Origin of the sequence: Algoriphagus sp. SE2 (genome assembly GCF_039563885.1) — a bacterium.
GTDB lineage: Bacteria > Bacteroidota > Bacteroidia > Cytophagales > Cyclobacteriaceae > Algoriphagus.
Window position 1 is genome coordinate 136,191 of the sequence record NZ_JBCLWJ010000009.1, and the last position, 12,392, is coordinate 148,582.

At 37.9% G+C, this 12,392-nt stretch carries 11 protein-coding genes; 8 read left to right on the forward strand and 3 right to left on the reverse strand.

Annotation, left to right across the window (positions count from 1 at the left end; translation table 11 throughout):
* The first annotated feature begins 15 nt into the window (after positions 1-15).
* Complete coding sequence (gene gldB / locus AAGF08_RS12405; RefSeq protein WP_343511508.1) at positions 16-1,020, forward strand: gliding motility lipoprotein GldB; 1,005 nt, start codon at positions 16-18, stop codon at positions 1,018-1,020.
* Here gldB and AAGF08_RS12410 read toward each other — a convergent pair.
* Genes AAGF08_RS12410 through nth form a run of 3 tightly spaced genes read right to left on the reverse strand, consistent with a single transcriptional unit; the run spans position 983 to position 4,643 of the window.
* Positions 983-2,206: a glycosyltransferase family 4 protein gene (locus tag AAGF08_RS12410; RefSeq protein WP_343511509.1), complete on the reverse strand. Its 1,224-nt coding sequence runs from the start codon at positions 2,204-2,206 to the stop codon at positions 983-985. The genes gldB and AAGF08_RS12410 overlap by 38 nt on opposite strands.
* Complete coding sequence (asnB, locus tag AAGF08_RS12415; protein WP_343511510.1) at positions 2,203-3,978, reverse strand: asparagine synthase (glutamine-hydrolyzing); 1,776 nt, start codon at positions 3,976-3,978, stop codon at positions 2,203-2,205. Before asnB ends, AAGF08_RS12410 begins: the two co-directional genes overlap by 4 nt.
* Positions 3,978-4,643, reverse strand: coding sequence for an endonuclease III (nth, locus tag AAGF08_RS12420; RefSeq protein ID WP_343511511.1), 666 nt, complete (start codon positions 4,641-4,643; stop codon positions 3,978-3,980). Before nth ends, asnB begins: the two co-directional genes overlap by 1 nt.
* Positions 4,644-4,834: 191 nt before the next feature.
* Here nth and AAGF08_RS12425 point away from each other — a divergent pair, with 191 nt between their 5' ends.
* The 7 genes from AAGF08_RS12425 to AAGF08_RS12455 all read left to right on the forward strand — a co-directional run bounded on the left by AAGF08_RS12425 (position 4,835) and on the right by AAGF08_RS12455 (position 12,359).
* Positions 4,835-5,926 carry a P1 family peptidase gene (locus tag AAGF08_RS12425; RefSeq protein ID WP_343511512.1) on the forward strand — a complete coding sequence of 364 codons (1,092 nt, stop codon included), beginning with the start codon at positions 4,835-4,837 and terminating at the stop codon, positions 5,924-5,926.
* Between the two features lie 2 nt (positions 5,927-5,928).
* On the forward strand, positions 5,929-6,345 hold the full coding sequence (locus AAGF08_RS12430) for a DUF3052 domain-containing protein (RefSeq protein ID WP_343511513.1): 417 nt from the start codon (positions 5,929-5,931) through the stop codon (positions 6,343-6,345).
* Between the two features lie 212 nt (positions 6,346-6,557).
* Positions 6,558-7,598: a methyltransferase gene (locus AAGF08_RS12435; RefSeq protein ID WP_343511514.1), complete on the forward strand. Its 1,041-nt coding sequence runs from the start codon at positions 6,558-6,560 to the stop codon at positions 7,596-7,598.
* 282 nt (positions 7,599-7,880) lie between these two features.
* Positions 7,881-8,645, forward strand: coding sequence for a hypothetical protein (locus AAGF08_RS12440; protein ID WP_343511515.1), 765 nt, complete (start codon positions 7,881-7,883; stop codon positions 8,643-8,645).
* A gap of 12 nt (positions 8,646-8,657) precedes the next feature.
* Complete coding sequence (locus AAGF08_RS12445) at positions 8,658-9,542, forward strand: catechol 1,2-dioxygenase (RefSeq protein WP_343511516.1); 885 nt, start codon at positions 8,658-8,660, stop codon at positions 9,540-9,542.
* Positions 9,543-9,558: 16 nt separating this feature from the next.
* The gene (locus AAGF08_RS12450) at positions 9,559-10,629 is read left to right on the forward strand and encodes a DUF3500 domain-containing protein (protein ID WP_343511517.1); all 1,071 of its coding nucleotides are present in this window, start codon (positions 9,559-9,561) and stop codon (positions 10,627-10,629) included.
* Positions 10,630-10,703: 74 nt separating this feature from the next.
* On the forward strand, positions 10,704-12,359 hold the full coding sequence (locus tag AAGF08_RS12455; protein ID WP_343511518.1) for an arylsulfatase: 1,656 nt from the start codon (positions 10,704-10,706) through the stop codon (positions 12,357-12,359).
* Positions 12,360-12,392: the final 33 nt, after the last annotated feature.

Consider the following 12,392-nt stretch of genomic DNA (forward strand, 5'->3'; position numbering starts at 1 on the left):
GAAAAAGCACCCAATATGAAGTTCGTCAGATTTTCTTTTCTTTTCTCTATCATCATTTTAGCTCTCTCCTGTGAGAAAAAAACTGAAGAGTGCAAGATCGATCAGGAAATTTTAGATCTAGACCTCACCTTAAAAATTACGAGGCTGGAAGATGAGTTTTTCAACGCTTCCTCAAAAGAAAACTTCCAGTTCCTGCTTGAAAAATATCCGGACTTTGCGGAAGACTATTTGGGACAGAGCCTTTATGCAAGTCCTGATTCTTTAATCTCCGAATTGATCGCAATCCATCAAGATTCTGCGATGACGGTTCTCTATGATTCAGTCAAAGTTCAGTTTCAGGATATTTCTGATATAGAAACAGATTTAGAAAATGCTTTAAAAGCTATCAAATATTATTTCCCGGAATTCAAAGTTCCAAAAGTCTACACATTCCTGAGTGGTTTTAATTCTGATTTGATCATATCAGAAAATATGATCGTGATTGGATTGGATTACTATTTACCGACTACTCATGAATTCCAGCCAGATCTTCCCCGCTACATGGCTGAGCGCTATGATAGACCATTTATAGTACCTATGATTGTCACTGCACTATCTTCTAGGTTTAATGAAATTAATCCTCAAGACAACACCATGTTGGCAGAGATGATTTATTATGGAAAGGCTTACCATTTCACGAAAGCTATCTTGCCATGTACCTCAGATCAATTTATCATAGGCTACACAGAGGATGAAATTGCAGAATGTTATGCCAATGAAGAGTATATCTGGGCTCATTTTGTGGAGAACGAATTACTCTACGAAACCAATCCTTTTGACATTACAAAATACTTGGGAGAAGCTCCCTTTACGGATGCGATCAGCACCAAAGCTCCAGGAAGATTGGGTCGCTGGTTAGGCTGGAATATTGTAGATGATTATCAATTCAATCAGGATGTTACACTTCCTGAATTGATGGCAAACCCAGATGCTGAACAGATCTTTAGGCAGTCAGGATATAGACCTCGTCCCCTGAATTAGCAGGAAATTTATCGGGATCTAAGACTCGAAGAACTCTGTTAACTGCCATTTCTTTTGAAAAATACCTTTCCGCTAATTTTCGTGAATTTTGTTTCATTTGAAGCAATTTTTCAGGATTATTTTCCAGTTGTTCCAATTGCTTAAAACCAATTACCAATTTTTCAGGTAGAAATGGAATTCCTAAATCATACTCTTTTGTAAGGTTGTAAACCCATCCTTTATGATTGACCAAAATTGCTTTTCCCGCAGCAATGGCATCAAAAAATTTATTGGGGCTGTTGGTTTTAAGTACGGGTAAATGAGCGAAAGATATCCACGCAAAATCAGATACCGATAAAACTTCATTTACCAGTTTTTTTGATCCAAATTCTATAAACTTCAGATTCTTCAACTCATTTTCTTTGGCATATTTTTTCAACTCCCTTTCGGCACTGCCTTTTCCCATGACTAGAAACTGCCATATCTTATCTTTCTCCTGGGCTAGGTTAGCTAGTTCCAAAAGCTCTATTACTGCATTTACCTTTCCCAAAGCACCTGTATAGGCGATGGTCAGTTCAGAGGAGAGGTTATATTTTTGTAAGACTTTTGGATCCTTTTTCTGTGGATAAAAAGTTTGAAGGTCTGAGAAATTTGGCACTAAATGCAGATTCGAATTTGGGCTTGTTTTCCGCAGGTGTGACGCTATTCCAGGAGATAGGGCAACTAAACTCAGGGCATTTCTATAAATCTTAGCTTCTAACTTTTGCAGGTAGTGAATTAGGAATTTATTTCTGATGGCTCCCACCTCAATCGGCGCCTGAGGCCAGAGGTCCCGAACTTCAAAAATATATGGAATTGCCATTTTTCTCTTCGCCCATAAGCCAATCCATCCAGTTGTCAATGGTGTGGAAGTGATGTATAGCAGATCTGGCCTAGCGAGTTTCTTCAGAAGTTTTTTTGCTTGAGCACTAAAGTCCAAAAAGGCCTTCACACGCCTAAAAAAATTAAATTTTTGATCGTATGGAATCGGTAGATAATGAACTTTGATCCCATCGATCCATTTTTGATCGTAGTTGTTTTGATTTCCAGCTGTAATCATCTCCACTTCAATTCCCGCCTTCACTAGCCCTTTAGCTAGGTGATACGAACGCACTGCTCCCCCTTCCTGTGGAGTACGGAAATATTGGTGGATGTATATGACTTTCATAGCTTTTTCAATTCTACCCATTCTGCCAATAGAAAAATATTATAAAGTGCTAAAAAATGAAATTTGATTCCAGATTCCGGGTTTTTGGCAAGTATTCTCATTTCGGGTGGGAAAAACTCACCATGACTTTTCTCAAAGGCCATTATCTTATTGAATACTCTGTTTGAAAATTCTCCCTTTTCAGAGAGCCATTCCTGAATAGGCAAACCAAAGCCAAATTTTTCTCTTTGGGTTACTTGCTCCAATCCTGATTCATTTAATAATTCCTTGATCCAAATTTTCTTTTTCAGGAAAGCTTCGTCAGTAATCTCCTTCCAAAATGAAATCATTGACCCCGACAAGTATGGTGCTCTCCCTTCAATACTATGTGCCATAAGAGATTGATCATGGATTTTAAGCACGTCCTGAACCAAATATACCTGCCTATCGAAATCCAAGGTTCTCTTATAAGAGCTTAATTTTGGATTAAATATGCGCTCATAATCAGACGCCAAATCATCGCTTACCGGCTGAAGTGCCGAAAAATTCAAAAAAGTCTTACTCTCGTTAGGGTCTATAGAATTGAAAAATTTCTTCATACTCCTTCCTAAGGGCAGAGCTTGAAAAAAAGGCTTACTCATTAAAAGAGGTTTCTGGTTTTGAAGATAGAAATCATATGCTGAATGTCTGTTATACCCTCCCCAAAGTTCATCTGCACCAGCTCCAGAAATTAAAACTTTAACATCTTTTTTGGCTTCTTTCCCAATCATCCATGTTAAATATCCTGCAGAATCCCCTATAGGAAAATCAATAGAATTCAAATAATCTTCCCAATTCTCCCAAAAGGATTTTTGGTCCATTTCAATTACATGATGCTGCGCTGGAATTTTTTTAACCAAGCCGATTGCAGCATCTCCATCTCCATACTTTTTCCTATATTTTTTTTCAACCTGGATGGTATAGGCAGGTAATGGAGTTCCGGTTTGATTGTACCAAGTTGAATACAATAAACTACTGTCCATCCCTCCACTGAGCATAATTCCTAACGGTACATCCGCATGAAACTGAGTTCTAACACTTTTATTGAGTATCTCTTTAAATTCGTCCTTTCCAAGTTTCTGAACTTTGGTTTTTATTGTTTGGATATTATCCCAGCGAAAGGTAGAATGTTGGAAAATATGGCTATAGCGCCCGGATTTCCATTCTTTCACTCCTTTATATAATGTCTTTCCCGGAAGTGGGAATCTTAAAAAATAATAGTTTTCAATCTGTTGCTGATCTAATTGTTCATTTGTGATTTTCGCAATTCCACAAGCTTCTGAAGAGATAATTAAACGGTCCTGATTTTGCGAATAATAAAGAGGCTTCTCTCCATTTGGATCCCTTGCTACTAAAATGGAATTATCCTTAAGGTCTATATAGATCAAAGCAAACATTCCTTCCAGCTTTTCCAGACCTTTGGCTCCAAAAATCCTAATCCAATTGATTAATACTTCAGTATCACAATCCGTAATAAATTCAATCCCCATCTTCTCCAAAAGACTCCTTAAGGATTTGTAATTATAAATCTCACCATTCCAGACCAATAGAGAACTTCCATCTGTCGACCAAAAAGGCTGATCTGCATCAGGCCCTGGGTGTAAGATCTTAAGTCTATTAACTCCGATCCACATTCCCGGCCAAGGACTTATCGAAGCTTTCTGATCTGGACCTCGATGTTTACTTTGGGTTAATAATTTATTGATTGCAGTCTTATTGGATCCCTTACCCCAAATCAGATGAATGCCACACATTACTTTTCTGTCTTAGAAACTTTCCCATAATTCTTTTCAAAATATCTACAAATGTGGGTAATGGAGCATTCCTCACATTTCGGCTTTCTAGCCAGACAGGTGTATCGACCATGAAGAATCAACCAATGATGGGCCACATGAACATATTTTTTTGGGATATGGCGAATTAATTGCTTTTCAACTTCTAAGGGGGTCTTTGCCGTCTGTGAAACTAACCCCAGTCGCTTAGAAACTCGAAATACATGCGTATCAACAGCCATATTGGGTTGATTCCAAACCACTGAAGTAATCACGTTTGCTGTCTTTCTTCCAACCCCTGGTAACTTGATCAGCTCTGCTACAGTCTCCGGAACTTCACCGCCAAAATCTTCCACTAGCATTTTGCCCAACCCCAAAAGGTGTTTGGTTTTATTATTAGGATAGGAAACGGACTTGATATATGGAAAGAGTTCGTCGAAATTGGAAGCTGCCAGATATTCAGGTCCCGGGAAGTCTTTGAATAAGGCTGGGGTTACCATATTGATTCTTTTGTCAGTACACTGAGCTGATAGTACAACAGCAACAAGTAATTGAAAAGGGTTTTCATATTTTAGCTCAGTCTCGGCTACTGGCATATTCTCTGAAAAATGTTTAATAAACGCTTCGTACCGTTCTTTTTTAAGCATGTGGTTGAATTCTCTTTGAAATTTGAAGATAGCTAAATTGAAAAAAATAGGAGGGTCAATACCAAAAATTAAAGAGAACTTTAAGAAAACTTTAAATCAATAAGGGAAAGACCCTCCACAAATATTTATATTTCAACATGCTACATAATTTCAAATCTTCCAGTCATTTTAGGCTTTTCATCCTGTTATTCATGATTTTCATTTCAACGCCGAATTTTGCCCAACAAATGCCAAGAGAACTAGGTATCCATTTTGGGATATTACCTCCCGGATTTCTGAATGCCATTACAGATGTCCCTGGTGTAAAAGTCGGTCACCTCACAAAAATCCAAGGAACTGAAATCCGAACAGGAGTAACCGCAATTTTACCGCATGGTGGAAATATTTTTCAAGAAAAAGTTCCAGGAGCTATCTATGTTGGAAATGGTTTTGGAAAGTTAGCTGGCAGTACGCAAGTTCAAGAACTCGGTACTATTGAGACACCCATAATTCTTTCAAATACTCTAAGCGTTGCCGCTGGAATCGAGGGGACAGTAAAATACAACCTAAATCTGCCTGGCAATGAAAAAGTACAGTCGGTCAATGCTGTAGTTGGAGAAACGAACGATGGCTACCTAAATGATATCAGGGGTATGCATATTTCTTCTGAAGAGGTAATAAAGACAATTAAATCAGCCGAATCCGGCCCAGTGAAAGAAGGGAATGTTGGAGCTGGAACGGGAACAGTTTGTTTTGGTTGGAAAGGTGGTATTGGAACTTCTTCGAGGAAGCTTCCTGAAAGTCTTGGAGGATATACTGTTGGAGTATTGGTGCAAACCAATTTTGGAGGAAATCTACAGATTGCCGGAGTGCCAGTTGGTGAGAAATTAGGAAAGTATCCGTTCAAAGATGCCTTAGAGAAATCAGATGGAAGCTGTATGATTGTTGTAGCAACAGATGCACCACTTTCAGACAGAAATCTAGAAAGGTTGGCAAAAAGAGCAATGATGGGCTTGGCAAAAACAGGTGGAATCGCCTCAAATGGATCTGGTGATTATGTGATTGCATTTAGTACTGCCAAGGGACTGAGGATTCCCTATTCTTCACCTTCCCAAGTATTACTAAAAGGTGAATTCCTTCAAAATGATGATATGACTTCCTTATTTCTAGGAGTAATAGAAGCGACAGAAGAGGCGATTATCAATTCGCTTTTCGCCGCTGAAACAATGAAAGGGAAAGATGGAAGAGTAATAGAAAAATTACCGACAGAAAAAGTCCTGGAGTGGATTAAAAATAAGAACTAACCATGGAGGCTGCAGAATATTCGGGAACCTCTTTGGTAAAAAAACTTGGGATTAAATCAGGGATGTTAGTTCAGGTATTGTTTAGTCCAAAACCATATATTTCCTTTTTTGGTGCCATCCGACCCGATGTCAATTTGGAGACCAAACCGGAATATTCGGAGCAAGCTGACTTAATTCACCTATTTGTGCAAAGTGAGGAGGAGTTGGAGGTCGGTTTTAAACATGCCCACCGCTTCCACAATAAATCAGGAGCCTTTTGGGTCAGTTGGCCAAAGAAGACTTCTGGTATTCCTACTGAAGTGGATAAGTACCAAATCATGAGTTATGGGCTTGAATCTCGGCTAGTTGATGTCAAAGTTGCAGCCATTGATGAATCATGGAGCGGATTAAAATTTATGTATCGTATCAAAGACAGGTGAACAGCAAATTCTATCTTCCATTTTTTTTTAAATTGACATATTTATAGTCTGAAATTTAACTTTTCTAATAAAAACAGGTAACTTAATAAACTAATAACCCAATTTTTAAGGTTGTTAAATCAGTGTAGGCTTGTATTTTTTCTTCTAATACAAACTAACCTAATATACATAAAGTACTTTTTCCAATTCCTCAAACTCCAAATTAAACGCTTATGGAAACTTCATCACATCAACCTAACCCCGAAAACATCTTAAAAATCGGATCTAGCTTTATGGCCTGTAAAATTTTATTGACTGCTGTAAAATTCCAGTTATTCACAAAACTTTCAGCACACCCTGATCAAACAGCTTTAGGGCTTAAGAAACAATTGGACCTGAACTGTTCAGAGAGACATTTTTATGATTTTATGGATGCCTTAACTGGTTTTGGGTTTCTTACGCGTGCAGGTTTGTTGGAAAACGCTGTATATTCCAATTCATCAGATACCGAAGTTTTTCTTGACAAAAATAAGCCTTCCTATATAGGAGGTATTTTGGAAATGATGAATGAGAGATTATATGGGTTTTGGGGAAATCTCGAAGAAGGCCTGAAAACGGGAAAGCCTCAGAACGAAGCAAAAGATGGAGTTAACATATTTGCTGAAATCTATAAAGATCCTAAAATACTGGAAACCTTTGTTAATGGAATGACAGGAGTACAAATTGGTAATTTCATGGCTTTCTCTAAAAAATTTGATTTTTCAAATTATAAAACATTAACAGACGCGGGCGGATCAGCGGGCTATTTATCCTTAATGGTAGCAAAAGAAAACCCGCATATGACTTGTACCACTTTTGATCTTCCCCCTATTGATCCAATTTCGAACTCAACTATTAAAAAATTTAACTTTGAAGATAGAGTTCAAAGTGTAAGTGGAGACTTCTTTTCCGAACCAATTCCAACTGCAGATATTATCGTTATGGGCAACATTCTTCATGATTGGAACGAAGAAGAAAAATTAAAATTGATGAAAAATGCCTATGATTCGCTTCCTAAAAATGGAGTTTTCGTCGTGATAGAAAACATCATTGACGAGGAGAGAAAACAAAATGTCTTTGGATTAATGATGAGCCTAAACATGCTAATAGAAACAGAAGGAGGCTTTGATTATACCTTTAACGACTTCAGTAATTGGGGTAAGAAAGTAGGCTTCAAATCATTTAAATTAATCCCTCTAGCAGGACCTGCAAGTGCTGCTGTCGCCTATAAATGATCCTATATGATTATAAAATTGAAAGGAAAAATTCGGTAATCGACTTTCTCTATCCTTTCTTTTATTTAATCAAATAGAATAGAGGGTAAAGCTGAATACAAATATTCATATTTTTGGACTATTTGAATATGAATTGCATTTATTAGTATATTATCGATGATTTAAAATTTTATATAGAATTTTTAAATCGATATAACACCACCTTTTTTCAACTAATAGCTAGACCACTACTTTAAAATTTGATCCAAGAAAACTGGATCGACTAGAACTAAATGTCTGACCATGCAAGTCAAACAATCCATTACTTCTATTTTCCCTTCAATGGGATTTTGGATGATGTTATTTATTCTTGGAGTCTTTGGAGGCTTTTATGTTACTTACTTTTCAAAGCTGACAGAATCTTTACCAAGTGTCACGCATATTCATTTTGGACTGATGAGTTTATGGATGATAATTGCAATATCACAACCTCTTTTAATTCGGTATAAAAAAATAAATCTCCACCAGAAAGTGGGAAAGCTGAGCTACCTGGTTATACCTTTGGTGATTTTTACCTCTTTTTTAATGATGAGATACAGTTATCAATCTCAACTCTCATCATTAACAGAAAATTTGATTCTTGGGAACGAAAGCATGTCCATTAAAGAAGGATTATCATTATTGGCATCTTTTCAGGCGATTGGTTTTGTTTATTTGATTTGGTTAGGGACCTTTTATGGATTGGCTATCTATTTTAGAAAGACTCCTATGATACATGCCCGATTTATGATAGCTGCTGTCTTGACTTTTATGGGACCTACACTAGATAGAATATTGTACTTCGTTTTTGACTTAGCATATATTTTACCGGGTGTTCCTGCTGAATATGCCTCTTTTTTACTCATTGATTTAATCTTGCTTTTTCTACTAATGATTGACATAAGAAAAGGCAGATCTATTTGGCCAATCACTTTTGCATTAAGCTTTTACATCCTATTTCAAATCCTTTATACAACTGTTCAAAAGACAGAGCCTTTTTCCAAGCTGGTAAACTTCCTTTTGAATTAAACCCTAATAACAATGAAACGAAGAAAATTTATAGAAGCCTCTGCAATTAGCGTTGTGGCTGTTAGCTCATTCGGATTTATCAAATTCGATGGAAAAAAATTTGTGGGCGATTGTGAAACAACAACCGATATTTTAGGACCTTTCTACAGGCCTGATAGTCCCATGAGGAATGATCTGAATATTCCTGGCAAAAAAGGAAAACCAATTCACCTTTCCGGGAAGATAATGAATGAAGATTGTGTCACTCCTTATCCAAATGCAAAGGTTGAATTATGGCATTGTGATGCAGATGGGGTATATGATAATTCTACTCCTGCTTATAATTACCGCGGAACAGTTATGACGGACTCTAAAGGGCAATATTCATTCGACACCATATTACCTGTTCCTTATGATGCCGGTGGAGGATTGATCCGTCCCGCTCATTACCACCTAATGGTAACAGCACCTGGGTATCAAACCTTGGTAACACAACTATATTTTTCAGGAGACGAAAACATTAAAAACGATCCTTGGGCTTCTAATGATGCTGCAAAAAACAGAGTGTTGCAAGTCACACCCGATGGTAATAACGGGAGCATTGTTTCTTTTAATGTAGGGCTTTCCAAAAAATTGGGAATGGAAAAGGCTTCTCTTGAAAAATTAGTCGGTATCTATAAGCCTGAAGGTGGAGAGGATGGAAAAATAGAACTGTTCCAAAAAGAAGGGAAACTCTGGATTAAAAATGAAGTCTTTGGAACCGCCTTCGATTATTTAGGAGACAATACTTTCGAATACCCGGGTTTACATGATGGATCTTATCGAAGGATGATATTCCAACCCGACGGCAGTTTCAAGTTAGAAATGTTTCGGCCAGGTTCTGATAAACAAACCCAAGCCTTTATCAAAGCCTCTTAACTTACTTTATTATTTTATGAAAAAAATAATTTTCCCTCTAGCTTTTCTTCTTTTAGTAGGATTGAATTTGAAGGCTCAAACAGCCAAAAAACTAATTAGTACTACGCAAGACTTCTTGAGCACTTTGGATATGGATCAGAAAAATCAAGTGATGCTATCCATGGAAGACAGCATGAGAACCAAATGGACCAATTTACCTTTGGGTCTTGCCCCCAGAGTAGGTCTCCGATATGGAGATTTCTCTGATGAGTCTAAAATCAAATTTCACAAGATTTTAAGCGCCATATTTAGCTCTCAAGGCTATCTGAAAACTTTCAGTATCATGCAGGTGGATGATATTTTGCATGAATTGTTTGAAATCCAATATAAAGAAGGAAAAATCCCTGAAAACACTATAAAAATGATCCGGGGACTAAATTGGGATTATGGCAATTATTATGCTGTAGTCTGGGGAGAACCATCAGCCAATGGGATTTGGGGATTAAAATTCGAGGGTCACCATATTTCCATCAATCTGACAATGGCAGATTCAGAGTATTCTTTGGCCCCTTTGTTTTTCGGATCTGATCCCGCGGTGGTGGAGCAAACCCAATATGCCGGCCTAAGACCCTTAAGTAAGGAGGAAGATTATGGTTTCTGGTTGGTGAACCTACTGGATGAAGAACAAAAAGCAAAAGCTGTATTTAAAGACGAAGTTCCGGGTGACATCATCACCAGTCCGGATAGGCCACAATGGATCTCTGAGTTCAGAGGTATCAAAGGCTCAGAAATGACCACTGCACAGCAGAAAATCCTGCATTATCTTATTGAAGAATACATCGGAAATTTAGAAACCCAAAAAGCAGAGGAATATATGGCAATTCTTCATGATAGGGGATTAGACGAAGTCTATTTTTCCTGGATCGGAAGCTTAGAACCGATGAAAGCCCATTATTACCTGATTCATAGTCCGGATTTCCTTATTGAATATGACAACGTAGGCTTTTTGGATAATGCCAACCATATTCATTCAATCTTAAGAAAGAACGATGGCGATTTCGGAGCAGATATTCTTCGAAAGCACCGAATGGATCATGAGCACAATTAAAATAGCTTGTAAGCCAAAAGGACTTCCCTAAGATATTTACAGTAAATTTTAAATGCCAAACCTTAGTCTTTTCTATGAAATATCCTTTGCTCCTAATTTTTGGAATGATCTTCATTTTCTCATTCTGCAATCCAAAAGCGGAGGACACCTTATCTGAAAACCGACCGAACATATTACTAATCGTCGCAGATGACTTAGGCTATGCGGATATTGGAGCTTTTGGTGGAGATATTGACACACCAAATTTAGATGCTTTGGCGGCGAATGGAATTCGATTTAGTAGATTTTATACTGGACCTGTCTGTGCTGTTACCAGAGCCATGATGCTTTCCGGAAATGACAATCATATTGCCGGAATGGGTTCCCAGGATTTGGTAACAGATGTAACCGGATACGAAGGGCACCTGACTGATAGAATTATTCCGTTTCCAGAACTGCTACAGCAATCAGGTTATTTCACTTTCATAGCCGGCAAATGGCATCTAGGTCTAAGGCCCGAAGATGATCCAGCTAAAAAGGGATTTGAAAGATCCTTTGTAACGTTGGAAGGTGGAGCAAATCATTTCAGCAGCCGACTCCTTTTTCCTGACAGTCCCAAAATAATCTATGGGGACAAGTCATTTTATACAGAAAACGGAGAGAACTCCGATTGGCCAGAAGGAGCTTATTCCTCTGATTTCTACACTGACAAATTGATTTCTTACATAGATTCCAATCTGGAAACTGGTAAACCATTTTTTGGCTTTGCTGCTTACACTTCACCTCATTGGCCACTCCAAGTGCCAGAAAAATACTGGAAAAAATATCAGGGACGGTATGATGAAGGCTACGAAATTCTCCGGGAAAAGAGACTCGAAAATCTAAAAAAAGCAGGTTTGATTTCCCAGAACATGAATTTGCCTGTCTTGCACCCTTCAATAAAGCCTTGGGAAAGTTTAAGCTCCAAGGAAAAAGCCAAAGAAGCTCGAAAAATGGAACTCTATGCCGGAATGGTTGACAATCTTGATGAGAATATTGGGAAAATTCTTGATTACCTTAAAAGTAAAGACTTGTATAAAAATACTTTGGTAATTTTCTTGTCAGATAACGGAGCCGCAGGAAATGATTTTTACTACAGCTCATTCTATGGACCCTACCTCCAGGAGCATTACACCGATTCGTTTGAAGAAATGGGAACCGAAAAAAGTTTCATTTCCTATGGCCCTCAATGGGCAGAAGCTGGATCTGCACCTTTTCGTTATTTCAAAGGATTTACTACAGAAGGTGGAATTACAACTCCTCTGATTATTTCCGGTAAAGGCGTAGAAAAATCCGCGGAAATCGATGCCTCATTTTTGACTGTTATGGATTTGGCTCCCACTTTCCTCGAACTGGCAGGCATTACTTACCCAGAGAAATGGAATGAAATACCTGTAAAACCACAACTAGGGAATTCCCTCGTCCCTTACCTTTCTGGTAAAACAGATCAAATTCATGTGGCAAATTATGTCTTTGGGCTTGAGCATCGAGGCAATGTCTTGATCAGAAAGGGTGATTGGAAACTGGTGAACCATAAACAACCTTTTGAAAGAAAAAATTTTGAATTGTATAATCTCTCGAACGACCTGGCGGAGCAAAATAACCTGAAAGAGGAGTTTCCTGAAAAATATCAAGATCTTCTCTCGGAGTGGGATAATTATTCTAAAAATGTTGGAGTGGTCCTACCCACTCCCAAAGTAGATATTGATTAAATTTAAATTTATGAAAGAAGCATATTCTTCCTT

Bases quoted from the DNA above. Each gene is read 5' to 3' on its own strand.
- gldB (WP_343511508.1), top strand. From the start codon at position 16: ATGAAGTTCGTCAGATTTTCTTTTCTTTTCTCTATCATCATTTTAGCT.
- AAGF08_RS12410 (WP_343511509.1), bottom strand. From the start codon at position 2,206: ATGAAAGTCATATACATCCACCAATATTTCCGTACTCCACAGGAAGGG.
- asnB (WP_343511510.1), bottom strand. From the start codon at position 3,978: ATGTGTGGCATTCATCTGATTTGGGGTAAGGGATCCAATAAGACTGCA.
- nth (WP_343511511.1), bottom strand. From the start codon at position 4,643: ATGCTTAAAAAAGAACGGTACGAAGCGTTTATTAAACATTTTTCAGAG.
- AAGF08_RS12425 (WP_343511512.1), top strand. From the start codon at position 4,835: ATGATTTTCATTTCAACGCCGAATTTTGCCCAACAAATGCCAAGAGAA.
- AAGF08_RS12430 (WP_343511513.1), top strand. From the start codon at position 5,929: ATGGAGGCTGCAGAATATTCGGGAACCTCTTTGGTAAAAAAACTTGGG.
- AAGF08_RS12435 (WP_343511514.1), top strand. From the start codon at position 6,558: ATGGAAACTTCATCACATCAACCTAACCCCGAAAACATCTTAAAAATC.
- AAGF08_RS12440 (WP_343511515.1), top strand. From the start codon at position 7,881: ATGCAAGTCAAACAATCCATTACTTCTATTTTCCCTTCAATGGGATTT.
- AAGF08_RS12445 (WP_343511516.1), top strand. From the start codon at position 8,658: ATGAAACGAAGAAAATTTATAGAAGCCTCTGCAATTAGCGTTGTGGCT.
- AAGF08_RS12450 (WP_343511517.1), top strand. From the start codon at position 9,559: ATGAAAAAAATAATTTTCCCTCTAGCTTTTCTTCTTTTAGTAGGATTG.
- AAGF08_RS12455 (WP_343511518.1), top strand. From the start codon at position 10,704: ATGAAATATCCTTTGCTCCTAATTTTTGGAATGATCTTCATTTTCTCA.